The organism is Actinomadura sediminis (genome assembly GCF_042675525.1).
Taxonomy (GTDB): domain Bacteria; phylum Actinomycetota; class Actinomycetes; order Streptosporangiales; family Streptosporangiaceae; genus Spirillospora; species Spirillospora sediminis.
Genome location: NZ_JBHTJA010000036.1, coordinates 1 through 24,611, shown reverse-complemented (window position 1 = coordinate 24,611; position 24,611 = coordinate 1). Strand labels below are relative to the sequence as shown.

Below are 24,611 nucleotides of genomic sequence, written 5' to 3'. Positions count from 1 at the left end.
CTATCCTGGGGCATGGTGGACGAGCCGGCCGGACGGCCGCGTCGGGGAGCGATCCCGTCGAGGAAAGTCCGGGCTCCACAGGGCAGGGTGGTCGGTAACGCCGACCCGGGGCGACCCGCGGGACAGTGCCACAGAAAGCAGACCGCCACCGGTCCGCCGGTGGTAAGGGTGAAACGGTGAGGTAAGAGCTCACCAGCGCCCACGGTGACGTGGGCGGCTAGGTAAACCCCACCCGGAGCAAGGTCAAGAAGGGGATCCGGCAGGATCCCCGCGCAGGCGTTCGAGGGCGGCCCGCCCGAGCCTGCGGGTAGACCGCTGGAGGCCGCCGGCAACGGCGGCCCGAGATGGATGGCCGTCACCCGCCGCCAAGGCGGGCACAGAACCCGGCTTACAGGCCGACTCGTCCACCCTCGCCCCCACCCCCATCCCTCTCCTCAGGCGCCTTCGTGTGGGCGTGGTGGGTGGGAGATGTGCAGGGGATCGGGTGTCGGTGTGGAAAGTCGGCGGTTTCGGGTCACACGACACAGTGAGGCGGACGCGGCGCGCTTAACGTCCTGGTATGGAGCCGATCGGCCTCGGTCGGCGACAGGCGGCGGGACCGCGGGGACCGGTCCCGTGGAGAGGAGCGCAGATGTTCATCGCGTTCACGATCTTCGTGCTCGGCGCGGCGGCGGTGACGGTGCCGGCGGTGCTGTGGAGCTTCGCGCGGGCCAGCCGGCGGGACGCGCTGTTCCTGCCCGCGAGCGGCCGGAGCGCGCGGATGGCGCGCCGGGTGACGGGCATGTACGTGCGGGACTACCAGCAAGGACGGGACGAGCCGCGGGACGCCGGGCGCGAGGGCGAGCTCGTCGGGCGCTGACGGCGATGGTGAGGGCGCCGCGTGGCGGTGCGGCGCCGAAGTGCATGGGCCGTCCGCGCGGGACGGCCCATGCGTGCAGGGTCACGAAGGGGTTCGCGTGTCCTGCCGGTCGCCGGCGGGGGCCTCGCCCGGGACGGGGGCGAAGGTCCCCGTCGCGCGGTCGAGGATCTCGACGTTGGCGGTCGGCAGGTCGAGGTAGAGGCCCACGAGCTCGATCTCGCCGGACTCGACGCGGTGCTCCAGCCACGGGTGGGTGAGCAGGTTGTCGAGCTGCTGGATCACGTTGATCTTGCAGAGGTGGACGAGCGGGTTCTCGTCCTCGGCGAGCTCCGAGCCCAGGAAACGGGCGATGCTGTGCCGACCGTGCTCCAGCCACCGGGTCAGGTGGTGCAGGTGCTTGACCTCGGTGCCGCCGGCGAGCAGCGCGGCCATGGCGCCGCAGTTGCCGTGCCCGCAGACCGTGATGGTGCGGATGTCGAGCACGTTGACCGCGTACTCGACGGTCGCCATCACCGAGTCGTCCGCCGGGTAGGCGCCGTGCCGCGGGACGAGGTTCCCGACGTTGCGGTTGATGAACAGGTCGCCGGGGCCGCTGGCGGTGATGATGTTCGGCACCACGCGGGAGTCGACGCAGGTGATGAACAGGTTCTGCGGTTTCTGCTCCAGCGCCAGCTCGGCCATGATCGGACGGACGAGCGGGGCGGTGCTGTCGTGGTACCTGCGGACGCCCGCGAGCAGCAGGTCGCTCGCCGGAAGGTGCTCGGGGTCGGACGGGGATTCGGAGTTCCGCCGGTTCGACCACGGCGCCCACCAGGGCGTCTGCGGCGGACTCTTGCTCGGCGGGCTGGTGTCGCCTGTCACCGCCCTTTCATACCAAGCCTCGTGCACCTCGTCGATGTCGACCCGCCCGCCCTGCCGTTCGTGGGCGATCCGCCACTGGTGGACGGCGTCGAACGCGGCGTGGTCCATGAAGTCGACGTTGAGGTCGAGGTCGACGCTGGAGCCCGCGGGGATCTGCTGGAGCAGCCCGGTGACCTTCGGGACGCCGAGGAACGTGAACGTCCCCTCGACGACGACGTGCCAGCGGGGCCGGGCGGGACCGTCGCCGGGGGAGGGGACGAGCTGTTCCGAGCGCACCGACAGGGCGGTGAGGCGGCGGAGGGCGAGGATCGCCATGACGCCGATGCCGAGCAGCACGCCCTTGCCGAGGCCGAGGACGACGACGCCGCCGAGGGTGGCGAAGTAGGCGGGGGCCTCGCGGTGGTGGCGCAGGTCGCGGACCTGCGCGAGGTCCATCAGCCGGCAGCCGAGCACGACGAGCAGCGCGGCGAGCGCGGACAGCGGGATCTGCTCGATGACCGGCCCGCAGGCCAGCGCGAGCACCAGCACCCAGACGCCGTGCAGGACGGACGACAGGCGGGTGCGGGCGCCCGCCTGCAGGTTGGCGGTGCTGCGCACGATCACGCTCGCGATGGGGAGGCCGCCGAGGAAGCCCGACACCATGTTCGCGACGCCCTGGGCCCGCAGGTCCTTGTCGAGGTCGGAGCGCGGGACCCCGGCGGGCCGCATGCGGTCGACCGCGACGACGCACAGCAGCGACGCGACGGCGGCGACGACGCCGACGGAGACGACGGCCCCGGCGATCCCGCCCGGCGGCCCGTGCGGCAGGACCGGCGGCGTCCAGTCCTCCAGGAGCGTGGCGGGCAGGTCGACGCGGGCCGTCTCCCACCCGAGGACCCACGCGGTGGCGGTGGCGGCGGCGATGGCGGGCAGCGGGCCGGGCACCAGCCGGGGCAGCGCGCCGAACCGGCCGCGCTTCGGCAGCCGGTTCCAGCAGAGCAGGATCAGGATGGTCAGGCCGCCCAGCAGCGTCGTGTGGGTGTGCGGCGCCGCGAGCTGGCCGGGCAGTTCCCGCAGGTCGTCCAGGGACGACTCCTGCGGGTTGCCGCCGAGCACCACGTGCACCTGCGCGAGGACGATGACCGCGCCGATCCCCGCGAGCATGCCGTGGACGACCGCGGGGGAGATCGCCAGCGCGGCGCGGGCGACCCGGGCGGCGCCGAGCGCGAGCTGCAGCGCTCCGGCGAGCAGCGTGATGGTGCAGGTGGCGCGCCAGCCGTACTCCTGCACGAGGCTGAAGACGATCACGGTCAGGCCCGCGGCGGGGCCGCTGACCTGCAGCGGGGACCCGCCGAGGGCGCCGGCGACGATCCCGCCGACGACGGCGGCGATGAGCCCGGCCGCGACCGGGGCGCCGGAGGCGACGGCGATGCCGAGCGACAGCGGTAGCGCGACGAGGAAGACCACGAACGACGCGAGCACGTCGCGCCGCAATGTGGACACGTTGAGTGTGTTTGATATCACTCAACGTATATAACCAGCGTTGCGTTGCGATATCGACTCGCAGTCCGACACGGTCGGTGCATATGTCCTGAACGTACCGTTATGACGGCATGTGGCGCCGGTCACGTGGCCCCGGCCACGGGAACGCGAAGGGCCGCCGGACGGAGCGTCCGGCGGCCCTTCGGAGAAGCGGCGCTGCCCGCGCTCAGCGACGGTAGTCGCGGTGGTTCTCCCAGTCGTCGCCCTGGTAGCCGCCCTGACGGCCGTAACCGGGGTCGTACGCCTGGGTGGAGTTCGGGTCGCCGCCCTGGGCGCCCGGGTCGTGCGGGGCGGACAGCGGGTCGCCGCCGCTGTAGCTGCTGCCGCTGAAGTCGCCGTAGGCGCCCGCGCCGCCGGACCCGGACTCGCCGCCGTAGGAGTCGCGGCCGCCGCTCAGCGGATCGTCGTAGCGGCCGCCCTCGCCGTAGCCCGGGGACGCCGGGTAGCCCTCGTTCTGGCCGCCCTGCGAGTAGCCGCCGGTGTTGCCGGGGCCGCCGCCGGACGACCAGGGCCCGGTCGACGAGCCCTGGCCCGTCACCGAACCGGTGGAGCCGCCGAAGGAGCCGGTCGCGAGCGGGTCGCCGAGCGGGTCGCCCAGGGACCCGCCGTAGGACGAGCCGCCCGAGTCGGACTGGCCGGTCGACGTCCCCGCGGAGCGCTGCCGGTCGCTCTGGATGCGCTGGAGGAGTTCGTCCACCGTCGGCAGCTTGTGGTTGTCGGTGTCGGGCCCCGAGCCGCCGGGCGCCGCCGGAGCGGACGGCGTCGGCGGTGCGGCGGGCGCGGGAGGCGGCGGCGCGGCGGGCGCGGGCGGCGGCGCGGCGCCGGGCTCGTCGGTGCGCCCCAGGGGCAGCCCGAGCGGGTCGGACGGCGGCGGCGCGGGCGGGCCCTGGTTGGGACCCGTCGAGCCGGGACCCTGGTTCGGGCCGGTCGAGCCGGGGCCGGAGGCGCCCAGCGGCATGTCGAAGGCGTCCGGACGCCCCGGAGGCGGAGACGCGGGCGTCGGACGGCCGCCGGAGGCGAGCGGGTCGGAGCCGTACGGCTGCGGCTGCTCGGGCACGCCGTACGGGGTCGGTTCCGGCGGCCTGCCGGGCTGCTCCTGACCGCCGTAGGGCGGCCGGTCGCGGCCGGGCTGGTCCCCGCCGTACGGGGACTGCTGCTCGGGTCCGCCGTACGGCGGCTCGGCGGAGCCGTACGCGGGCTGCTGGTCCTGGCCGCCGTAGACGTGCTGGTCGGGCGTCCCGGGGGGGCCGTAGGGGGTGTGCCCGCCCTGCCTGCCGGGGCCGCCGGACAGGTCGGCGGGGATCGGGTCGAGCGCGGTCGCGCCCGGGTCGCCGCCGCCGAACGGAGAGCCGCCCTGAAACCCGCCGGGGGCCTGCTGCGGGCCGGTCGGAGCGGGCTGGCCGGGGCCGCCCGGGCCGTGGGGGCCCTGGTTGTGCGGGCCCTGGCCGGGCCCGCCCGGGCCTCCGAAGGCGCCGCCGTCCTGGCCCAGGGTGACCGTCTGGTTCACCCCGTGGTCGGGGACCTGCGGGTCCTGCTCGGCGTACTGGTCGCCGTACTGCTGGTCCCCGTACTGGTCGCCGTACTGCTGCTCGGCGTACTGGTCCCCGTACTGCTGGTCGCCGTACGGTTGATCGCCGTACTGCTGGTCGCCGTAACCGTCGTCGCCGCCCTGCGCGTGCACCGGCCCGGCGGCGGGCTCGCCTTCGGCGCGCTGCCCCTCCTGGTTGTGCTGCCAGGGGAACTTGGGCTTGTCGAAGGTGATCGTCGCCCAGTAGTCGTCGTCCTCCATCTCGTCGGACGCCTGACCGGAGGGCGGGGGAGCCGGCGGACCCTGCTGGCCGGCGGGCGCGGCGAGCGGGCCGTGACCGCCGGCGACGCGGCGGTCGGGGCCGGGAGCGGGCGCACCGTAACCGCCGTCGTCGTAGCCGTAGTCGTCCGGCCCGTTCATCTCGTCCTGCGGCGCGGCGCCGCGGCGTCCGCGCGGCTGCGGCTGCTCGTCGTCCATCCAGTCGTCGTCGTCGCGACCCGCCTTGCTCGCCCGCAGACCCAGGACGACGAGGACGACGACGAGGACGACGACGACCAAGAGGCCGAAGACCACGATTGTTGAAGTCATGCCACCACCCAATGCCTTGGCCCGGCGTACGCCGCCGGCGCGGACGCGTGGTCCGTCCCGATCGCCGCCGACGGCCGGTCGTCCTCGGAGCCGGTCCGATTCTGTCCGACCGCTATGACCGTTGTCACACCCTTAGTGCTCATAGACACCCTCACACGGTCCGCACCGATCGGTCGAACCCGCCGGTCCTCGACCCGCCGTCAGGTTCCACGGTCAACGCGCCCGCTCGGCGCCGAAGTTCCCGGTGATCCGGCCCCGGCCCACGGTGTGCTCGGCGATGGCGCCGAGCGACTCGGCCAGTGACGCGCCCTCCTCGAACGGCGCGTCGCTGTCGAGCGCGTAGATGGTGAACCGGTACAGGTGCCGTTCCCCGCGCGGAGGGCACGGCGGTGCGTAGCCCACCTTGTCTCCCGTGGTCAGTCCCTCGACGGCGTTGTCCAGCCTGGCGCCCTCGACGATCTCGTGCGTGGTCCCGTCGATGCCCGCGATCACCCAGTGGACGTAGGCGCCCTCGACGTCCGGATCGTCCACGACGATCGCGAACGAGCGGGTGTTCGCCGGCGCCCCCGACCAGATGAGCGGCGGGGTCTTGCCCTGCCCGCCAGGGTACGTCGTGCAGCCGTACCGCGTGGGCAAGTCGCCGCCATCGCGGAACACCGGGCTCGTCACGGTGAACCACTCCGACAGTTCGGCGCTCTCCTGCTCGGGGCCGCCGATCAGCCCGCACCCGCTCAGCGTGCCCGCGAGCGCCAGCGCGGCCGCCGCGGCCAGGACCGGACGCCGTTTTCTGCTCATCATCGATACGCTCCCGCGCGAGTTCGCACGGCGCGCTCCGCCGGTCCGACTTCGTCCCGGCCGGATGCCCGCGCGGGCGGCGCCCCCTTCCCTTCCCTCGTCCGCCCCAACCTTAGGGGTTCGGCGGTGATGGGTCGGGACTTTCGGGCCGTGAGGCGGAGGCGTCCGCCGGACGGACGGATGTGAGGTGCATCATGCGTGCTTCGTGCCCGATCGTCGAGAATCCAGCGAAGGAGTGGCGAAGTTCACAGGTCCTGCAGCGGCCTGCTTTGCCGAATCGGGAAGTTCTGTAGATCTTTCGTGGTTGCCGATTGGTGCAAGGAGCATTCATCGAGTAGTTTGTGAATGTCTTCACAAGCCGACCGTGACATTGGAGGGCCGCAATGGCCAGGACCGCCGAGGGGACCCCTGGCGCTCCCCACATCCTCATCGTGGGTGGCGGCTATGTGGGCATGTACACCGCGCTCCGCCTGCAGAAGAAGCTCCGCAAGGAGCTCAAGCGGGGCGAGGTCAAGGTCACCATCGTTGACCCCAACTCGTACATGACGTACCAGCCGTTCCTTCCCGAGGCCGCCGCGGGCAACATCTCGCCCCGGCACGTCGTCGTCCCGCTGCGCCGCGTCCTGCCGAAGTGCGAGGTGCGCAAGGCCCGGGTCACCGAGCTCAACCACGACGAGGGCTGGGCGATCGTCCAGCCGCTGGCGGGGCCGCCGGAGCGGATCTCCTACGACTACCTGGTCATGGCGGCGGGCGCGGTGCCGCGGCTGCTGCCGATCCCCGGCCTGGCCGAGCACGGGATCAGCCTCAAGACGGTCGGTGAGGCCATCCACCTGCGCAACCACGTGCTCGAGCAGCTCGAGATCGCCGAGTCGACGGACGACGTCGAGCTGCGCCGCAAGGCGCTGACGTTCGTCTTCGTCGGCGGCGGGTTCGCCGGCGTCGAAGCGGTCGCCGAGCTGGAGGACATGACCCGCGACGCCACCAAGTACATGCGCAAGGTCACCCCGGAGGACCTGCGGTTCGTCCTCGTCGAGGCCGCCGACCGCATCCTGCCGGAGGTCGGCCCGGACATGGGCAAGTGGACGGCCGAGCAGCTGCGCGGCCGCGGCATCGACGTGAAGATGAAGACGTTCCTGCAGTCGGCCGAGGACGAGATCATCGAGCTGTCGGACGGCAGCCGCTTCCCGGCCGGGACGCTCGTGTGGAACGCGGGCGTCAAGCCGTCGCCGGTCGTCCGCAACGGCGACCTGCCGGTGGACGAGCGCGGCCGCGTCAAGGGCACCGAGTACCTCACGATCGAGGGCCTCGTCCGGGCGTTCACCGCCGGTGACAACGCCGCGATCCCGGACCTGACGCAGGAGGGCCAGTTCTGCCCGCCGAACGCCCAGCACGCGGTGCGCCAGGCGAAGCTGCTCGGGGACAACATCGTCCGGTCGCTGCGCGGCAAGACGCTCAAGCCGTACGTGCACAACAACCTGGGCGCCGTCGCCGGGCTGGGCCTGCACAAGGGCGTCGCGAACCCGATGGGCTTCAAGCTCAAGGGCTGGCCGGCGTGGTTCTTCCACCGCAGCTACCACGGCGCGATGGTCCCGACCTTCAACCGCAAGATCCGCGTCATCGCGGACTGGACGCTCGCGCTGTTCCTCAAGCGCGAGACCGTCTCGCTCGCGACGGTCGAGCAGCCGCGTGCGGACTTCCTCCTCGCCGCGCTCGACGACCAGAAGATCCGCGAGGCGAAGGCCAGGGAGAACGCGGCCTGACGTCCCCGCCCGCGGCGGCGGACCCGCAAGCCGGACGCCCCGGCGGTCGATCGACCGCCGGGGCGTCCGGCATTTCCCGCTGGATCGGCGTGTCGCGCCGGGTCACGCGCGCTTCTTGAACGCGCGGAGGGAGAGCGGGGCGAAGACCAGCGAGAAGCCGACGCCCCAGACCAACGCGAGCAGCGCGTGGTCCATGACCGGGCCGCCGACGAGCAGGCCGCGCAGCGCCTCGACGAGCTGGGTCACCGGGCTGTTGTCCATGAAGAACGCCACCGGGCCGGGAACCCCGTCGGTGTTCGGGATGAACGCGGTGCTCAGGAAGCTGAGCGGGAAGATCACCACGAACCCGAAGATCTGCACCTTCTCCGGCTCGCTCACCATCATCGCGATGTAGACCGAGATCCACGAGAACAGCACCGCGAACGCCAGCAGGAGGAAGAACGCGGTGACCAGCGCGAGGACGTTCGTCTCGAGCCGGAACCCGATCGCGAAGCCGACCAGCAGCAGGATCGCCATCGACCACGCCTGCTTGGCGGTGTCGGCGATGATCCGCCCCGCGAGCGGGGCGAGGCGCGAGATCGGCAGGCTCCGGAAGCGGTCGAAGACGCCCTTGGTGATGTCGGTGTTGAGCCCGAACCCGGTGCTCATCCCGGCGAACAGGGCGTTCTGCGCGATGATGCCGGGAATGAGGACCGGCAGGTACGCCTCCACGCTGCCGACCATCGCCGGGCCGAACACGTAGGCGAACAGCAGCACGAACATGATGGGCTGGATGGACAGGTCCAGCAGCTCCATCGGGTTGTGCTTGATCTGCACCAGGTTCCGCCACGCCAGCGTGGCGACGTTGCGGGCGCCGGTGCCGGGCGAGACCCGTTTCGACAGGTTCCGCGGGGTGAGCGTCGCGGTGCTCATCGGGAGGCCCCTTCCTTCTCCACGGCCCGGTCGCCGTCCCCGGCGTCCTCCTGGGCCTCGGCTTCGACTTCTTCGGTGTGGTGGCCGGTGAGGGCGAAGAACACCTCGTCCAGGCTCGACTTGCGCAGCGACATCTCGCCGACCGTGACGCCCTCCTCGTCGAGGCGGCGCACCACGGCGGGCATCAGGCCCGGGTCGGTGATCGGCGCGGCCACCAGCCCGTCCTTGAGCTCCGGGACGGTGTCGGCCAGTTCGCCCACGATCCGCGCGACCACGTCGGCGTCGGTCTCCTTGATCGGCCTGACCTCGAGCACCTGCCCGCCGACCTGCGCCTTCAGCATGTCGGACGTGCCGTGCGCGATCACCGTGCCGCGGTCGATCACGATGATGTCGTCGGCGAGCTGGTCGGCCTCCTCCAGGTACTGCGTGGTGAGCAGCACGGTGACGCCGTCGTCGGTCAGGCCGCGGACGATGTCCCACAGGCCGTTGCGGCTGCGCGGGTCGAGGCCGGTGGTCGGCTCGTCCAGGAACAGGATCTGCGGCCGCCCGACCAGGCTCGCCGCGAGGTCCAGCCGGCGGCGCATCCCGCCCGAGTACGTCTTCGCGGCTCGCTCGGCCGCGTCGGTGAGCTGGAAGCGGTCGAGCAGCTCCGCGGCCCGGGCCTTGGAGTCGCGCCGCGACATGCCGAGCAGCCGGGCGATCAGCACGAGGTTCTCGGTGCCGGTGAGCATCTCGTCGACCCCGGCGTACTGGCCGGTGAGCCCGATCAGCTGGCGGACCTTGTGCGCCTCCTGGACGACGTCGAAGCCGCCGACCCGGGCGCTGCCCTCGGTGGGCTCGATCAGCGTGGCGAGGATGCGCGTGGTGGTGGTCTTGCCGGCGCCGTTGGGCCCCAGCACGCCCAGCACCGTTCCGGCCTGTGCGGTGAGCGAGACGCCCGCCAGCGCCTGCGTGTCGCCGAATCGCTTCACCAGGCCCTCGGCCTGGATCGCGTAGGACATGAGTTCTCCTAGGGAAAGTGATGTGCCGGATGGTGCATCCCGCCGCCCGCGGGCACGCCAACCTACGGCCTGCCCCGAGCCGGATGCATTCGGTTTTCGCCGCCCATACGCCGGCGCTCGGCGTCCTTTCAGCTTGGCACCCGTGTCTGACAGAACACTGACGCGCCGCTGATTGCTCCCCCGCGACCCCGACCGCGACCGCGCCCCGCCGCGCCGGGCCCTTTACACTCGCGGTGTGACGTCGGTGCGGCGCGACCTGCACGGGGACGGCGGGCGGTCGCGCCCGCCGCGGTTGCGGCCGCCCGCGCACCGGGTCTCGCCGCGCGCGATCGCCCACTGGGCGATCGAGTACCTGCTGCTGTGGGGGCTGGCGTTCGGGCTGTCGCTCGGCGTGGCGGCCTGGCTCGGCGACGCGGAGGCCGACTGGCTCCCCCGCTGGCTCTCCGACCGCGTCGGCCTCCTGCCGTGGGTCGTGGGCGCCGCCGGGCTGCTGATGGTGACGGTCGCGCCCGTCTGGCGCTATCGCGTCCACCGCTGGGAGGTCAGCGCCGACGTCGTGTACACCCGCACCGGCTGGTTCAGCCGCGAGTGGCTGCTGGTGCCGGTGAGCCGCATCCAGACCGTGGACACCGAGCAGGGCTGGATCGAGCGCCTGCTGGGCCTGGCCACCATCGAGATCAACACCGCCTCCCACACCGGTTCGTCCGAGGTCTCCGGCCTCCCGGCCGGCGTCGCGACCCGGCTGGCGGACGACCTGGCCCACCGGGCCCACGACCTCCGCGACGACGCCACGTGACGCCTCCCGAAACACCCGACGAAGCGAAAACCCCACGTGTCTCCGACTCTCCGGACGTCCCGGACTCATCGGAGTCCGGCGAGGGCGTCCGGCGCCTGCATCCGCTGACGTTCGTGGTCGGCGCCGTCCGGGAGCTGATCGCCCTGCTGGCGGCCGGGGCGACGGGTCTCGCGGTGGGCGGGCTGTCCACGGCGTTCTACTTCGCCTTCGCGGGCCTGGGGATCGGCCTGGTGTTCCACGTGGCGAGCTGGGCCACGTTCACGTACGCGCTGCGGGACGACCGCATCGAACTCCGCCGGACGCTGATCGGCCGGTCGGTGAAGACCATCCCGCGCGACCGCATCCGCGGCGTGGACGTCAGCACGTCGCTGCCGCACCGGACGCTGGGCCTCGCGGTCGTCCACATCGACGCGGGCTCGGAGGGCGGGGAGGCGGCGCTGAACGCCGTCTCGCGGCGCGAGGCGGAGCGGCTGCGCCGTGTCCTGCTGGACCGGGCCCCGGACGAGCCGGAGGGCGCCCCGCCGCGGCGCGTCCTGGCCGGGATGCGGCGCCGCTGGTACGTGTACGCGCCGCTGAGCGGCGCCTACCTGCTGACGCCGTTCGCGCTGGCGGGCAGCCTCCTCGGGACGCTCTACAACCTCGGCGACGACCTGGGGCTCATCACCCGGGAGCGGGTCGAGACCGTCGGCCACGAGGTGGTGGGACTGCCGCCCGCCGCCGTGGTCGCGCTCGCCGTGCTGGCGCTGTTCGCGCTGCCGGTCATGTCGGTGATCGCGTTCAGCCTGTTCAACTGGAACTTCACCGTCGAGGAGCGGGACGGCTCGATCGTCGCGGAGCGGGGGCTCGCCACCCGGCGGAGCGTGTCGCTGGAACGCCGCAGGCTGCGCGGGGTCGAGCTGGCCGACAACCCCCTCGAACGCCTCGGCGGCGTCCTGCGGACCGGCGCGCTCGTCACCGGCCTCGGCGACGCCGCGCACCGCGGCCGGCTGCTGCCCGCCGCGCCGCGCCGGGTCGACGAGGAGCGGGCCGCGCGGGTCGTCGGCGCGGTGCCGGGCCCGCTGCGCCCCCATCCGCGGGCCGCGCGCGGACGCCGGGTGCTGCGGGCGGTCGCGCCGCCGTTCGCCGTCGGGCTGCTGGCGGTGGCGGCGGGCCGCCCGTGGATCGCCGCAGCCTGCGCTGTCCTGGCGGTGCTCGCGGTGCCGCTCGGGATCGACCGGTACCGGCAGCTCGGCCACGTCACCGACGGTGAACGGCTGAGCGTCCGCTCGGGATCGCTGAGGCGGCGCCAGGTGGTGGTGGAGCACGGCGCGATCGTCGGCTGGCGGCTCCGCCGGACGCTGTTCCAGCGGCGGCTGGGGCTGGCGACCCTGGACGTCGCCGTGGGCGCGGGCGACGGCGGCTATCCGGCGATCGACATGGCCGAGGAAGACGCGATCGCGTTCGCCGCCGAGATCACCCCCGCCTGGGTACGTCCCTTCCTGGACGACTGACCGGAGCTCCGCGCCCCGGCGTCAGGCCCGCCGCCGGGCGCGGGTCACTCCGGGCGGCGGGCGCCGAACATGATCTCGTCCCAGGACGGCACGGACGCCCGCTTGCCCTTGGACTTGCGCCGCGCGCGCGCCGGACGCTGCGGTGCCGGGGAGGCGTCCGCGGCGGCGGCGGCCGGAGGGCCGGTGACGGGCTTGTCCTGCGCGGCGGGCATGGTCGGACGGGTGGCGGGCTTCTTCTTCGGGGCCGGCCGGGCGGGCTCGCGGCGCGGCGCGCGCTGCGGCGCGGCGGGCCGGGTCTGCTCGCGGGTCTGCTCGCGGCGGTCCTCTTCGCGCCGGTCCTGCTCGCGGCGGTCCTCCTCGCGCGGCGCCGGTTCGTCGGACGCCTGCTCGCGCGCGGCGGGCTCGTCGCCCTGTTCGGGGCCGGGCGCGGGCTCGGCGGGCTCCTCGGCGACCGGCGCGGCGGGCCCGGTGTCGCCTGCGGTCCCGGTGTCGTCTGCGGTTCCGGACTCGCGGGCGGACTCGGGCTCCTCGGCGGGCGGGCCGGCCGCGGCCTCCCGGTGCTTCTCCGGCTCGTCGGCCGGGCCGGCGTCGGTGTCCGCGTCGCCTTCCGGCCGCGCCGGGGCGGGCTCTGCGGGCTCGTCGGCGGGTGCCTCGGCGGCGTCGTCGGCCGCGTCCGGACGCGCGTCCCCGCTCGCCCCGTCGGCCTCGTCCGCGGGCTCGGGTGCCGTCTCGTCCTCGGCGGCGGCCCGCTCCTGCGGCTGCCCTTCGGCCGCGGGCTCCTCGGCGGGCCCGGCGGGCCGGGCGGCGGCCTCGGTGGACTCGGCGGTCTCGGCCGGTGCGGCGTCCGCGGGCTCCGGCTCCTCGGCGTCCGCCGGGGCGGTGCGCTCCTCGAGTTCCTCGAGTTCCTCCAGGGACGGTTCGGGCGCGCGGAGCCACGGCGCCTCGCTGGGGCGCTCCCCGGCGGGGCGCGCAGCGGCGGACGGGGCCGCGGGCTCGGGGTCGTCGAACGGGCGGATGGGCTCGCGGTCGGCGCCGGCGTCGCGGGGACGCGCGGGCTGCCCGGGCGGGAACGCGGGGCGGGGGTCGACGATGCGGCCGCGCTCGACGATGTACTCGCGGGGCTCGGCGGCGCGCAGCGGCGGCTCGGAGGCGCGCTCGAGCGGCTGCTCGGGTTCGGCGGGCAGGCCGCGCCCGAAGTCGCGGGGGCCGACCTCGCGCATCTCGCGGCCCACGTCGCGGCCGTCGGTGACGACCTTCATCGCGGGCCGGCGGGGGACCAGCGGGGTGACGGTGTCGGAGAGGTCGTCGTCGTCCCAGTCCCCGGCGGTGAGCCGGGCGGCGATCTCGTCGAGCGGGGAGACGTTCCGGCGGCGCGGGTCGAACGCCCATTCGGCGGCGTGCGGGCGGCCGTTGTCGAAGAAGGAGAGGCGGACGCGCCAGGTGCCGTCGTCGCACTTCCAGGCGTCCCACTCGACGTCCTCGAGGTCGACGCCGCCGCGGCCGAGGCGCTCCTCGACGGTCTCGCCGAGCGGCGGGCCGGGCGTGGACTCGCCGGGCCGCCGGACGGTGACGCGCTGCGCCTGCTGCGCCATGTACTCGCGTTCCTGCAGGACCGGACCCTCGAACCAGCGGACCCGCTCGACCGGGATGCCGGCGGACTCGGCGATCTCCTCCGCGGTCTCGCCGGACCTGATGCGGGCCTGGATCTCCTTGGGGCGCAAGGGACTCTCCACTTCGATCTCGAACTGGCCGAGGCGGGAGAAGTGCCCACGGACCGCGGCGCGGAGCCGGTCGTCGACGGGCAGGGTGAACCGGGTGCCTCGGCCCGCGGTGGCCAGGACGAGGTACGTACCGTCCTCGCTGACCGCGACGAGGCGCAGCTCCTGCATGCGTGTCCTTCCTGCCCTGTCCTGACGGCACGGAGGGCGCCGGACCGCGAGTCCGGTGCGAGCGCGTCACCGCTCCCGCACCGCTCGGCCGTCCGTTGCCCACCGAGGGCGCATGCGTGCCCTTCCCCCGGGTTCCCGAGTCTCTCTTCCGGACACACCTGCTGCCAGCACCGTACCCGGCATGTCCGAACATCGCCGCTCTCGAAGCCCCCTCCACGTCGCGGAAGAGGGCGCCCGACCAAGCTTGCCGGTGCCCGGGTCCGGCCGAAGGCGCTCTGTGCGAATCTTGAGGAACCTTTTCCCCACTGTGCCGCACGTGGACGTCCGTCTCCACCCGTTCGCGTAGCGAGCGTCACGTTGCCGGACGGAACACCGTGATCGTCCCGTTAGTTTCGATTCCGGGTACTTTGGGGGATTCAACGGGGGTGAATCGGGGTAATGCGCCGCAAGCTTCCCGATCTGAGCACGACGCAGGTGATCGCGAGCGGGGTCGCGACGGCCGTCGCCGCGATCGGAGCGTCCTTCCTGGGCGTGTACGGGACGGTCATCGGCACCGCGCTGATGAGCGTCATCTCGACCGCCGGCGCGGCCGTCTGCAAGCACTACCTGGACCAGGGCCGCGACCAGATCAGGGACATGTCCCACGTGCACGGCGCGGTGCGCCGCCGGGACGCGGCCGACGAGGCGGCCGAGGAGGCGACGAGCGCCGACCCGACCCGGACCGTGGCCTGGCCCGCGGGCGCCGACCCGTCCCGCACGATGGTCCGGCCGCCCGGCGGCGACCCGAACAGGACGCGGCTGGAGTCCGGCGCCGGGCCGGGCGACCCGAACGCCACCCGGCTGGACGGCCCGCTCGGCGATCCGAACGCGACGCGCCTCGACGGCCCGCACGGCGACCCGGCCGCGACGCGCCTCGACCCGTCCCGGACGGTCGCGGGCGCGCTCGCGGCGGAGGCGGGCGCGGACGCCCGGCGGCGGGTCGCGCGGCGCACCGCGCTGGACGAGACGTTCGCGTGGGCCAGGCAGAACTGGGTGAAGCTCGCGGCGACGTCCGCGGCGGTGTTCGCCGTGGTGCTCGGCGGGATCACGATGTACGAGGCCACGACCGGCGGCCCCATCGGGGGCGGCAGCGGCGGCGGCCTCACCGTGACGCACGTCCTCGGCGGGAACGGGGACGGGACCGGCGGCGGGGGCGAGGAGACCCCGGCGGACGCGCCGACCGGCGAGGGCACCGCGCCCGCCGAGTCCCCCGGCGGGAGCCCGGCGGGGGAGGCGCCCACCGGCGGCGCCGGCGAGTCCGGCGACGAGTCGGAGACCGCCCCGACCGGCGACGCGACCCCCGGCCCGACCGGCGGCGAGCCGACCGGCGGGACGACGGACGGGCCGACCGGCAGGCCCACGACGTCCGCGCCGGAGACGCCGGGCGCGCCCGGACCGTCCGCGACGTCCGGCGGCGAGGAGCAGCAGCAGGGCGGCACGGACGGCCGGCGGCCGGGCGACGCCTCGACCGGCACCGGGAACTGAGTCAGTCGCCGAGGACGCGCCGGGTGTAGGGGTTGGCGAAGCGGCGGTCGGGGTCGAGTTCGTCCCGCAGTGCCCGGAAGTCCGCGAACCGGGGGTAGGTCTTCTCCAGGTACCCGGCGTCGCGGGTGTGCAGCTTGCCCCAGTGCGGGCGGCCGCCGACCGCCGTCAGGACGTCCTCGACGCCGCCGAAGTAGTCCTCGTGGGCGTCGCGGTTGTAGACGTGGACGGCGATGAACGCGGTGCGGCGGCCGTACGCCATCGACAGCCAGGCGTCCTCGGGCGGGAGCAGCCGGACCTCGATCGGGAAGCTGACCCGCCAGTCCCGCCGGGCGAACAGGGAGCGGATCTCCCGCAGCGCCGGGACGAGCTCCTCGCGCGGAATCGCGTACTCCTGCTCCTTGAACCGGACGGTGCGCGGGCTGGTGAACACCTTGTAGGACGTGTCGGTGTACGTGCGGGCGCCCAGGGCCTTGGCGGAGATCCCGTTCACGAACGGGGTCGTGGCGGGGACGGCGTGCGTCAGCCGGTTGATGGCCCCGAAGACGGTGTTGGACAGGAACTGGTCGTCCAGCCAGTACCGGAACTTCGACAGGGGCTCCGCGGGCCCCTCCACCCGGTTGTTCCGCTTGGTGAGGCAGCCCTCGGTGTGCGGGAACCAGTAGAACTCGAAGTGCTCGTTGGCCTCGTCGAACTCGTCGATCCGCGCGAGGACCTCGTCCCACTTCATGGGCTCCTCGCGCGCGCGCAGCCGGAACGCCGGGACGGTCCGCCAGGTGACGGCGGTGACGATCCCGAGCGCGCCGAGGCCCGCGCGGGCGGCGTCGAACAGGTCGGGACGCTCGTCCCGCGAGCACGTCACGGTCGTCCCGTCGGCGAGGACCAGCTCCAGGGCGGCGATCTGGGAGACGAGTCCGGCGGCGTCGCGCCCGGTGCCGTGCGTCGCCGTCTGGATCGCGCCGGCCACGGTCTGTTCCTGGATGTCGCCCATATTGGCGAGGGCGAGCCCGTGCTCGTCCAGCAGGCGGTTCAGCCGGTGCATGGGGAGGCCCGCCTCGACGGTGACGAGCCCGGTCGCGGTGTCGACGGACCGGACCGCGGTGAGGGCGGACGGGCGCAGCATGACGCCCTCGGCGACGGCCGCGCCGGTGAAGGAGTGTCCGGTCCCGGTCATCCGGACGGTGCGGCCCTCTTCGGCCGCCGCGCGGACGGCCGCGGCGACCTCGCCGGCGCTCCGCGGCGTCGCGACGCGGTGCGGGCGGACCTGCTGATTCCCGGCCCAGTTCCGCCACGTTTGGTTGCTCACGGGTGACATGCGGCGACTCTACTCGGCAATCGATCGTGAGGAAAGTTCACGTTTACTGACCGATCGTCCGTCCCCGGAAGGGCCCTCCCGGGGACGGACGGGGCGATACCGTACTATCCGGTAACCGCGGGCGCGCCTCGCGCACGGGGATCCGGGCCTCCGGCGAACATTCCGCGACGTCACCCCCTTGATCGGGGGGTATGTCGGGGCAAGATGTGCGCAGACGTGTAACCGACCGCTACTGACGCTCGTTGGGAAATGTTGTGGCTCCTCCATCCGTGACACGCCCGCCGAAGCGCAGGCCGGAGAAGAAGAAGCGGGACCGCGCCGGGGCGCGGCCCCCGGGGCGGGCGCTCCGCGGCCTTCCCCTGCTCATCGCGGGGATCGCGGTCCTCGCGGCCGGCAGCACGTCCGGCGGCGTGTACGCGGCCCTGACGGCGGCCGAGGGCGAACCGCGGAGCCCGGGCGGCGACGCCGGCGGCCGCGCGGCCGTCCCGCCGAGCGCCGCCCGCGGGGAGCCGGTGACCGTGGCCGACGGCGGCGACGTCGCGCCGCTGCGCCGGGTGGTGCCGCCGGACGTCCTCGCGGTCGGCGCCGCCACCATCCCGGACGCGAAGATCGAGCGGCTGGCGAAGCTCAAGAGGGTCGGCGAGGTGACGGCGGTCGCGGGCGGCGCGATCCAGCTCCAGAACCGCGCGGTCAACGCGCTGGCCGTCGACCCGTCGGCGTTCCGCTCGTGGACGCCGCCCGGCACCGCCAGGAACACGGCCCTGTGGACGGCCCTGGCCGCGGACCGGTTCGTCACCACCCCCGACGTCGCCGAGGAGCTCCGGCTCAGCCGCGGCACCCGCTACCCGGTGGTCGGCCGGACGATGCCGAACCTCGTCATGGGCGGAGCGGGCGAGCTCGGGCTGCCCGGCGTCAACATGCTGGTCAGCGAGAAGGCCGGCGCGGACATGGGCCTGGTCCCGAACGTCGCCGTCCTCGTCAACGCCCCAGGCGTGGACCCGGCCACCACCGTCAAGGCGGTGAAGCGGATCCTCGGCGGCGGCGTGGAGGTCGTGAACCTCCACGCGAGCGAGTACCGGACGCCGGGGAGCGGACGGGCGACCGACTACCTCGACCTCTACAAGCGGGCCGCGACGACCTGCCCCGGACTGTCCTGGACGGTCCTCGCCGCGATCGGGCAGGTCGAGAGCAGCCACGGGCGCAACGTCGGCCCGTCCAGCGCCGGGGCGCTCGGCCCGATGCAGTTCATGCCCGCCACCTGGAAGGCGTACGGGGTGGACGGCGACGGGGACGGCAAGGCCGACATCATGAACCCGTACGACGCCATCCCGGGCGCCGCGAAGTACCTGTGCGCGAACGGCGCCGGGCAGGGCGGGCGGCAGCTCTACCGGGCCGTCTGGCACTACAACCACGCCGACTGGTACGTGCAGAAGGTGCTCAACCTCGCCAAGGCGTACGCGGACGCCTACTCCTGACACCCTGATAGTTCCGACCCCCGCGCCGGCCCGGCCGCCCGTGTGGCTTTGGCGACACGTGAGCCCCGCCGGAACCGGCCACCGGAAGGCGGCTGGTTGGATGGAGGCATGACGTCGTACGACGCTTTGCTGCTGATCTCCTTCGGCGGGCCGGAAGGTCCCGACGACGTGATCCCGTTCCTCCAGAACGTGACGCGCGGGCGCGACATCCCGCGCGAGCGACTGGAGGAGGTGGGCGAGCACTACTACCTCTTCGGCGGGGTCAGCCCGATCAACCGGCTCTGCCGCGAGCTGAAGGCCGCGATCGAGGCCGACCTCGCGGCCCACGGCGTCGACGTCCCGGTCTACTGGGGCAACCGACACTGGACCCCCTACCTGGCCGACACCGTCCGCCGGATGAAGGACGACGGGATCCGGCGCGCCGCGGCGTTCGTCACGTCCGCCTACAGCGGTTACTCGACCAACGACCAGTACCTCGAAGACATCGCGCGCGCGCGGGAAGAGGTCCCGGGCGCCCCTGAGATCGACAAGCTCCCGGTCTACTGGGACCGCCCCGGTTTCCTGGACCCGTTCACGGACGCCGCGATTAGCGCCCTGCGCGAGCTGCCGGACGACGCGCGCCTCGTCTTCACCGCGCACAGCGTGCCCCTGGCGCAGCCCAACCGCGAGGCGTACGTCGCCGAACTCGAGGAGGCCGCGCGCCGCGTCGCCGCGAAGGCGGCCCCCGGCAGGCCGTGGGACCTCGTCTACCAGAGCCGCAGCGGCCCCCCGTCCCAGCCGTGGCTGGAACCGCAGATCACCGACCACCTGGACGCCCTGCACGCCGCGGGCGTCCGCGCCGTCGCGGCCGTCCCGATCGGGTTCGTCTCCGACCACATGGAGGTCAAGTTCGACCTCGACGTCGAGGCCGCCGACCGCGCCGCCGAGCTCGGCATGGCGTTCGCGCGGGCCGGCACGCCCGGCTCCGACCCCCGCTTCGCCGCGCTGGCCCGCGAGCTCCTCACCGAACAGCCTCCCACCGAACGGGGAAACGCATGAGCCTGCCCGAGGAACTGCTGGACCTGGCCGTCGCGACCGCCCGCGAGGCCGGCCGGATGCTGGTCGACAAGCGTCCCGCCGGCGGCCCGGACGTCGTGCAGACCAAGTCGAGCCCGACCGACGTCGTCACCCAGATGGACCGCGCCGCCGAGCAGCTCGTCATCGAGCGCATCCGGGAGGCCCGGCCCGATGACGCCTTCCTCGGCGAGGAGGGCGGCACCCGGGCCGGCGGCAGCGGCGTCCGCTGGGTGATCGACCCGATCGACGGTACGGTCAACTACCTGTACGACCTGCCCGACTGGGCCGTCAGCATCGCCGCCGAGGTGGACGGACGCGCCGTCGCCGGGGCGGTCGAGATGCCGCGCCGCGGCGAGACCTACACCGCCGCCCGCGGCGGCGGCGCGCTCCTGCACACCGCCGCCGGCACCCGCGAGCTCCGCGTCAACACCGGCGTCCCGCTGGGCCGCGCGCTCGTCGCGACCGGGTTCGGCTACTCCGCCGAGCGCCGCGCCCGCCAGGCCGGCGTGCTCACCGGCGTGCTGCCGCACGTCCGCGACATCCGCCGCGGCGGCTCCTGCTGCGTCGACCTGTGCTCCCTCGCGGCGGGCCGGGTGGACGCCTACTACGAGCGGGGCGTCCAGGCATGGGACATCGCCGCCGGCGCGCTGATCGTCGAGGAGGCGGGCGGCCGGGTCGCCGGCATGCACGGCACGCCCCCGGGCCCCGAGTTCACCCTCGCGGCCGCCCCGGACGTCTTCGACGCCCTCCACGACCTCCTGTCGCCTCTGAACCCCGCCCAGGACTAGACAGGGCCCAGGACCGGCAGGGCCCGAGACGACGGGGTCGTTCGACTGAGAGAGGCATCGCCGATCGGTGCGCACGACCGGACCCGGAAGGACCGGAGTCGGCCGCCTGCACGGCAGGCGGCCGACATCGCAGCATCGACCACGGGGCACGCCTCGCTCGGCCGCAGGCGCCCGGCGCCGGGAGTCGTGCGAAGCGTGGAGCCGGGCGACCCGAGCGCGCGTACGGAGGTCGAAGGGGTGCGATCACCTGCCGCGGCACGCGAGGATCGTCCGGCGTCGACGGTCTCCAGGGGTCGCCCCCTGGGGGTCGTCCCATCACCGCACCGGGGGCTCCAGGGGGTCGCCCCCCGGGCACACGGCGTCGCCGCCCGGGTACACGATGTCGTGGTTCGCTGCGATCCGGCGCAGTTCGCTGATCTCCTCCCGGCGGATGTCCGCCAGGTAGGCGTCCCCATCTGCGTGGGCGCTCCGCAGCGACGCGTACGCGTCGTCGAGCCGCTGCTGGATAGTGCGCGTCAACTCGCCCATGAGCCTCCTCCCGGATCGTGCCCATCCCTACCCACACGTACGCTTGAAGCAAACCTGTTCGCCTATGCAATTTTCGCGGATTCTTGCGTACGGGACCCGGCGGAGCCTTGAACGCCTGCTTACGGGGGTCTTACGGCTCGCATGGCATATCTGTAACGCGGGGCGGCCGCGCACCTGCACGGGCCCGTCCGACCGGAGGGGGAACGAGTGCGTGTTCTAGTCGTCGAGGACGAGCGGGTGCTCGCCGACGCGATCGCCACCGGCCTGCGCAGGGACGCGCTGGCGGTGGACGTGGCCTACGACGGCGCCGGGGCGCTGGAGCGGACGGGCGTGAACGACTACGACGTGATCGTCCTGGACCGCGACGTCCCGAAGGTCCACGGCGACGACGTGTGCAAGCAGCTCGTCGCCCAGCGGTACCCCGCGCGGATCATCATGCTGACCGCGGCGGGCGAGCTGGAGGACCGCGTGGAGGGCCTGCAGATCGGCGCGGACGACTACCTGGCGAAGCCGTTCGCGTTCGCGGAGCTGATCGCGCGGGTGCGGGCGCTGGGCCGCCGCGCGGCGGCGCCGCTGCCGCCCGTGCTGGAGCGGTCGGGCGTCAGCCTGGACCCGGGCCGCCGCGAGGTGGCGCGGGACGGCCGGCAGATAGATCTGACGCGCAAGGAGTTCGCGGTCCTGGAGGTGCTGCTGAGCGCGGACGGCGCCGTCGTCAGCTCCGAGCAGCTCCTGGAGAAGGCGTGGGACGAGCACATCGACCCGTTCACGAACGTCGTGCGGGTCACGATGATGACGCTCCGCAAGAAGCTCGGCGACCCGCCGGTCATCGAGACGGTGCCGGGCGTGGGATACCGGCTGTGACGGCGGCACCGGAACCCCACGGCGACCCGGCCGAGCAGACCGGGACGGCCGACACGCAGCCGACGTCGGTGTCCGGGGGGCGCCGCACCGGCCCCTGGCGGCGCCCGGGGCCGCAGCAGGTCCCGGCGCCGGGCTCCAAGGGCGTGTGGCGCGCGGAGGGCGACGGGTTCGGCGCCGTGCACGGGCTGCCGAGCCGGATGAGCGTCCGGCTGCGGCTCACGCTGCTGTACGGGCTGCTGTTCTTCATGGCCGGGGCGCTGCTGCTGTTCGTGGTGTCGGTCCTGGTGGCGAACATCCTCGGCAACGTCCGGATCATCGGGCCCGCCATCACGCCGGAGCAGGCGGCGGCGCTGCAGCGCCTGTTCGTCGAGCAGACGATGCAGCAGCTCGTCGGGCGGTCGCTGGTGGCGCTCGCCGGGGTCGGGATCATCACCCTGGTGCTCGGCTGGTTCGTCGCCGACCGGGCGCTCAGCCCGCTGCAGCGGGTCACCGCGACGGCGCGGCGGCTGTCGGAGAGCACCCTGCACGAGCGGATCGCGCTGGAGGGCCCCGAGGACGAGATCAAGGAGCTCGCCGACACCTTCGACGCGATGCTGGAGCGGCTCGGGGAGGCGTTCGACTCCCAGCGCCGGTTCGTCGCGAACGCCTCGCACGAGCTGCGCACGCCCCTCGCGATCAACCGGACGCTGCTGGAGGTCGCGCTCGGCGACCCGGAGGTGTCGGACGACCTGCGCGCCGTCGGGCGGACGCTGCTGGCGACCAACGCGCGGCACGAGCGGCTCATCGAGGGCCTGCTGCTGCTGGCCCGCAGCGAGCGGGAGCTGACCACCCGCGTGCCGGTGGACCTGGCGGAGGTGGCGTCGACCGTCCTGAAGCACTCGGGGCGCCGCGAGCACGACAACGACGTCGCGGTGCACCCGGAGCTGACCTCCGGCACCGCGTCGGGCGACCCGGTCCTGCTGGAACACCTGGTGTCGAACCTGGTGGAGAACGCGATCAAGCACAACGCGGACGGCGGCGAGCTGTGGATCCGCACCGGGCTGCTGGACGGCTACGCGACCGTCCAGGTCGAGAACACCGGCCCGGTGGTGCCCGCGTACGAGGTGGAGCGGCTGTTCGAGCCGTTCCGGCGGCTGAACGCCGACCGCGTCGAGTCGGCGAAGGGCGCGGGCCTCGGCCTGTCGATCGTCCGGTCCGTCGTGCTGGCGCACCGCGGCGCCGTGTACGCCGCGCCCCGGCCCGGCGGCGGGCTGATCGTCACCGTCCGCCTGCCACCGGGCTGACGGGCGCGCGCCCGTCGTGAACGCGGCCCGGCGCGGCCTTCAGGGCGGCGCCACTTCGGGGGCGGGCTACTTCAGGGCGGCGGTCGCGAGCGTCGGGTCGCCGTCGTAGTCCATCTCCAGGTTGACGTACCGCTCGCTCACCAGCGCGGCGGCGCCCTCGTTGATCAGCGGGACGAGCGCCATGTCGTCCAGCGCCAACTTCTCGGCCTGCCTGTACAGGTCGGTGCGCTCCTGCCCGGAGGCGGTGCGGACGGCCTGCCCCATGAGCTCGTCGAACCGGTCGTTCTTCCAGCCGGACAGGTTGTTGTAGTCGTTGTCGCCGGACGCCACGAGCGTCCCGCCCAGCAGCGGCCACAGCATCGTGTAGGGGCTCGCGTAGTCCGGTCCCCAGGCGAACAGGGCCAGCCCGGACGCGTCGTCGGCGACCAGCCCGTCGCGGAACTCGGCGTACTCGGTGAGGGGCGTGCCCTTCAGCTCGATCTTCCAGCCGAGCACCGACTCCAGCCGTTCCTTGATCACCTCGGCTAGCTTCTCCTCGTCCTGCGTCGTCCGGTACGACAGCCGGACGGTCGTGCCCGTCCCGAGGTCCGCGTCCGCGGCGAGCCGCTTGGCCCGCTCGGCGTCCGCCGCGTCGCAGGACGCGCACGTGCCGGGCCGGCCGAACCCGGGCAGCGACTGCGGCACCAGGCCCCGCGCGGGCAGGTCGCCCCCGCCGGTCACCCGGGCGAGCTCGGCGCGGTCGAGCGCGTACGACACCGCGAGCCGGGCCTCCCGCGACTTCATCGGCCCGCGCGCCGTGAGCGGGACCAGCATCCGGACGTACGGGAGCGGGCGCGTGGTGAAGGCCGGGTCGTCGGCGGCGGCGCCGGCGTCGCTCAAGCCGGTCAGGTGGCCCCAGCCGATCTCGTCCGCCTGGAACAGCCCGCGCGACAGCGCCGAGTCGGGGACCAGCCTGACCTCGACGCGGTCCAGCTTGGTCTCGCCGAACGCCCACGCGCCGTTGCGGGCGAGCACGGCCTCCTTGCCCGGGGTGTAGCTCTCCAGCAGGAACGGCCCGTTGCCGATCGGGCGCCGGTTGAACGCCTCGTTGTCGGGCCCGCCGGCGGACGGCGGCAGCGGCGCGAAGACGGGGTCGGCGAGGCGCGCGGGGAAGTCGCAGTTCGGCGAGGTCAGCCGGACGGACAGGCCGTTCGGCGTCACCTTGACCCCGGAGAAGTCGTCCGCGTCGCCGCTCGAGACGGCCTCGAAACCTTCGATGTCGGCCATCAGGTAGGGGCCCGCGCCCTCCTTGGCGACGGCGGCGCGGGCCCATCCGCGGGCGAACGCCTGCCCGTCGACCGGCTGCCCGTCGCTGAACGTCGTCCCGTTCCGCAGCACGATGTGCCACTCCCGGCAGCTCTCCTCCGGCCGGATCTCGGTGGCGAGCATGTTCCGGACGCGGCCGTCGGCGCCGACCGCGGTCAGGCCGGTGTAGAGCTGCTTGCCGAGGAACCGCTCGGTGCCGCTGTAGCTGTGCGAGGGGTCGATCCGGTCGCCGGACCCGAGCGGGGCGGGCGCCGTCATCGCCAGGGTGCCGCCGGTCCGCCCGGTCGGCGGGCCGGTCTCCTCCCCGCCGCCCAGCCGCACCAGGATCGCGGTGCCGGCCAGCACCAGCGCGACGAGCGCGGCGCCGCCCGCGCCCGCGAGCACGCGCGTCCGGGGCCGTCCGCGGCGCCCCCGGGACGGCTCGGTGAACTCCCCGCCCGGCCAGGACGGGCCCGACCGCCCCGGCCACGTGCCGCCGG

At 73.8% G+C, this 24,611-nt stretch carries 19 protein-coding genes and 1 other RNA gene; 11 read left to right on the top strand and 9 right to left on the bottom strand.

All coding sequences use genetic code 11. The annotated features are described in order from the left end of the window. Window positions 1-20: 20 nt before the first annotated feature. Together rnpB and ACFQ11_RS18930 are read left to right on the top strand one after the other, a co-directional pair. Window positions 21-407, top strand: an RNA gene (gene rnpB / locus ACFQ11_RS18935) — RNase P RNA component class A. Window positions 408-631: 224 nt separating this feature from the next. Then, window positions 632-859, top strand: coding sequence for a hypothetical protein (locus ACFQ11_RS18930; protein ID WP_378300312.1), 228 nt, complete (start codon window positions 632-634; stop codon window positions 857-859). An 81-nt stretch (window positions 860-940) separates the two neighbouring features. On the opposite strand, the gene ACFQ11_RS18925 is transcribed toward ACFQ11_RS18930, so the two are convergent. The 3 genes from ACFQ11_RS18925 to ACFQ11_RS18915 form a co-directional block, all read right to left on the bottom strand. Continuing rightward, window positions 941-3,202 carry a SulP family inorganic anion transporter gene (locus tag ACFQ11_RS18925; RefSeq protein ID WP_378300310.1) on the bottom strand — a complete coding sequence of 754 codons (2,262 nt, stop codon included), beginning with the start codon at window positions 3,200-3,202 and terminating at the stop codon, window positions 941-943. 205 nt (window positions 3,203-3,407) lie between these two features. After that, window positions 3,408-5,357: a hypothetical protein gene (locus ACFQ11_RS18920; protein WP_378300308.1), complete on the bottom strand. Its 1,950-nt coding sequence runs from the start codon at window positions 5,355-5,357 to the stop codon at window positions 3,408-3,410. Between the two features lie 213 nt (window positions 5,358-5,570). Then, on the bottom strand, window positions 5,571-6,152 hold the full coding sequence (locus ACFQ11_RS18915; RefSeq protein WP_378300306.1) for a YbhB/YbcL family Raf kinase inhibitor-like protein: 582 nt from the start codon (window positions 6,150-6,152) through the stop codon (window positions 5,571-5,573). A gap of 452 nt (window positions 6,153-6,604) precedes the next feature. On the opposite strand from ACFQ11_RS18915, the gene ACFQ11_RS18910 reads away from it, so the two are divergent. Continuing rightward, window positions 6,605-7,912 carry an NAD(P)/FAD-dependent oxidoreductase gene (locus ACFQ11_RS18910; protein ID WP_378300377.1) on the top strand — a complete coding sequence of 436 codons (1,308 nt, stop codon included), beginning with the start codon at window positions 6,605-6,607 and terminating at the stop codon, window positions 7,910-7,912. Window positions 7,913-8,014: 102 nt separating this feature from the next. Here ACFQ11_RS18910 and ACFQ11_RS18905 read toward each other — a convergent pair whose 3' ends face one another. Both ACFQ11_RS18905 and ACFQ11_RS18900 read right to left on the bottom strand, forming a co-directional pair. Next, window positions 8,015-8,824, bottom strand: coding sequence for an ABC transporter permease (locus tag ACFQ11_RS18905; RefSeq protein ID WP_378300304.1), 810 nt, complete (start codon window positions 8,822-8,824; stop codon window positions 8,015-8,017). After that, window positions 8,821-9,825: an ATP-binding cassette domain-containing protein gene (locus tag ACFQ11_RS18900; protein ID WP_378300302.1), complete on the bottom strand. Its 1,005-nt coding sequence runs from the start codon at window positions 9,823-9,825 to the stop codon at window positions 8,821-8,823. The genes ACFQ11_RS18905 and ACFQ11_RS18900 overlap by 4 nt, the downstream gene beginning before the upstream one ends. Window positions 9,826-10,060: 235 nt before the next feature. Here ACFQ11_RS18900 and ACFQ11_RS18895 point away from each other — a divergent pair, with 235 nt between their 5' ends. Together ACFQ11_RS18895 and ACFQ11_RS18890 are read left to right on the top strand one after the other, a co-directional pair. Next, complete coding sequence (locus tag ACFQ11_RS18895) at window positions 10,061-10,621, top strand: PH domain-containing protein (protein WP_378300300.1); 561 nt, start codon at window positions 10,061-10,063, stop codon at window positions 10,619-10,621. A 113-nt stretch (window positions 10,622-10,734) separates the two neighbouring features. After that, entirely contained in the window at window positions 10,735-12,111 is a 1,377-nt protein-coding gene (locus ACFQ11_RS18890; protein ID WP_378300298.1) for a PH domain-containing protein, read from the top strand. 44 nt (window positions 12,112-12,155) lie between these two features. On the opposite strand, the gene sepH is transcribed toward ACFQ11_RS18890, so the two are convergent. Continuing rightward, complete coding sequence (gene sepH, locus ACFQ11_RS18885; RefSeq protein ID WP_378300296.1) at window positions 12,156-14,000, bottom strand: septation protein SepH; 1,845 nt, start codon at window positions 13,998-14,000, stop codon at window positions 12,156-12,158. Between the two features lie 438 nt (window positions 14,001-14,438). Here sepH and ACFQ11_RS18880 point away from each other — a divergent pair, with 438 nt between their 5' ends. Next, entirely contained in the window at window positions 14,439-15,524 is a 1,086-nt protein-coding gene (locus tag ACFQ11_RS18880; RefSeq protein ID WP_378300294.1) for a hypothetical protein, read from the top strand. A 1-nt stretch (window position 15,525) separates the two neighbouring features. Here the strand turns inward: ACFQ11_RS18880 and ACFQ11_RS18875 are convergent, their stop codons facing one another. After that, window positions 15,526-16,836 carry a D-arabinono-1,4-lactone oxidase gene (locus ACFQ11_RS18875; protein ID WP_378300292.1) on the bottom strand — a complete coding sequence of 437 codons (1,311 nt, stop codon included), beginning with the start codon at window positions 16,834-16,836 and terminating at the stop codon, window positions 15,526-15,528. Window positions 16,837-17,105: 269 nt separating this feature from the next. On the opposite strand from ACFQ11_RS18875, the gene ACFQ11_RS18870 reads away from it, so the two are divergent. From ACFQ11_RS18870 to ACFQ11_RS18860, 3 genes are all read left to right on the top strand, one after another. Continuing rightward, on the top strand, window positions 17,106-18,311 hold the full coding sequence (locus ACFQ11_RS18870; RefSeq protein ID WP_378300290.1) for a lytic transglycosylase domain-containing protein: 1,206 nt from the start codon (window positions 17,106-17,108) through the stop codon (window positions 18,309-18,311). 108 nt (window positions 18,312-18,419) lie between these two features. Beyond that, window positions 18,420-19,349 (top strand): ferrochelatase, encoded by a 930-nt coding sequence (locus ACFQ11_RS18865; RefSeq protein WP_378300288.1) that lies wholly within the window; start codon window positions 18,420-18,422, stop codon window positions 19,347-19,349. Continuing rightward, entirely contained in the window at window positions 19,346-20,155 is an 810-nt protein-coding gene (locus tag ACFQ11_RS18860) for an inositol monophosphatase family protein (RefSeq protein ID WP_378300286.1), read from the top strand. Before ACFQ11_RS18865 ends, ACFQ11_RS18860 begins: the two co-directional genes overlap by 4 nt. 315 nt (window positions 20,156-20,470) lie before the next feature. Here ACFQ11_RS18860 and ACFQ11_RS18855 read toward each other — a convergent pair whose 3' ends face one another. Continuing rightward, complete coding sequence (locus tag ACFQ11_RS18855) at window positions 20,471-20,683, bottom strand: hypothetical protein (RefSeq protein WP_378300284.1); 213 nt, start codon at window positions 20,681-20,683, stop codon at window positions 20,471-20,473. Between the two features lie 207 nt (window positions 20,684-20,890). Here ACFQ11_RS18855 and ACFQ11_RS18850 point away from each other — a divergent pair, with 207 nt between their 5' ends. Together ACFQ11_RS18850 and ACFQ11_RS18845 are read left to right on the top strand one after the other, a co-directional pair. Further along, on the top strand, window positions 20,891-21,544 hold the full coding sequence (locus ACFQ11_RS18850; RefSeq protein WP_378300282.1) for a response regulator transcription factor: 654 nt from the start codon (window positions 20,891-20,893) through the stop codon (window positions 21,542-21,544). Beyond that, window positions 21,541-22,827: a sensor histidine kinase gene (locus ACFQ11_RS18845; protein WP_378300280.1), complete on the top strand. Its 1,287-nt coding sequence runs from the start codon at window positions 21,541-21,543 to the stop codon at window positions 22,825-22,827. The genes ACFQ11_RS18850 and ACFQ11_RS18845 overlap by 4 nt, the downstream gene beginning before the upstream one ends. 66 nt (window positions 22,828-22,893) lie before the next feature. Here the strand turns inward: ACFQ11_RS18845 and ACFQ11_RS18840 are convergent. Then, window positions 22,894-24,611: ABC transporter substrate-binding protein (locus ACFQ11_RS18840; protein ID WP_378300278.1), on the bottom strand; the 1,718-nt coding region annotated here is incomplete at its 5' end.

Coding starts and splice junctions, on each gene's coding strand:
- ACFQ11_RS18900 (WP_378300302.1), bottom strand. CDS start 9,825: ATGTCCTACGCGATCCAGGCCGAGGGCCTGGTGAAGCGATTCGGCGAC.
- ACFQ11_RS18910 (WP_378300377.1), top strand. CDS start 6,605: ATGTACACCGCGCTCCGCCTGCAGAAGAAGCTCCGCAAGGAGCTCAAG.
- ACFQ11_RS18875 (WP_378300292.1), bottom strand. CDS start 16,836: ATGTCACCCGTGAGCAACCAAACGTGGCGGAACTGGGCCGGGAATCAG.
- ACFQ11_RS18860 (WP_378300286.1), top strand. CDS start 19,346: ATGAGCCTGCCCGAGGAACTGCTGGACCTGGCCGTCGCGACCGCCCGC.
- sepH (WP_378300296.1), bottom strand. CDS start 14,000: ATGCAGGAGCTGCGCCTCGTCGCGGTCAGCGAGGACGGTACGTACCTC.
- ACFQ11_RS18930 (WP_378300312.1), top strand. CDS start 632: ATGTTCATCGCGTTCACGATCTTCGTGCTCGGCGCGGCGGCGGTGACG.
- ACFQ11_RS18855 (WP_378300284.1), bottom strand. CDS start 20,683: ATGGGCGAGTTGACGCGCACTATCCAGCAGCGGCTCGACGACGCGTAC.
- ACFQ11_RS18880 (WP_378300294.1), top strand. CDS start 14,439: ATGCGCCGCAAGCTTCCCGATCTGAGCACGACGCAGGTGATCGCGAGC.
- ACFQ11_RS18905 (WP_378300304.1), bottom strand. CDS start 8,824: ATGAGCACCGCGACGCTCACCCCGCGGAACCTGTCGAAACGGGTCTCG.
- ACFQ11_RS18920 (WP_378300308.1), bottom strand. CDS start 5,357: ATGACTTCAACAATCGTGGTCTTCGGCCTCTTGGTCGTCGTCGTCCTC.
- ACFQ11_RS18865 (WP_378300288.1), top strand. CDS start 18,420: ATGACGTCGTACGACGCTTTGCTGCTGATCTCCTTCGGCGGGCCGGAA.
- ACFQ11_RS18915 (WP_378300306.1), bottom strand. CDS start 6,152: ATGAGCAGAAAACGGCGTCCGGTCCTGGCCGCGGCGGCCGCGCTGGCG.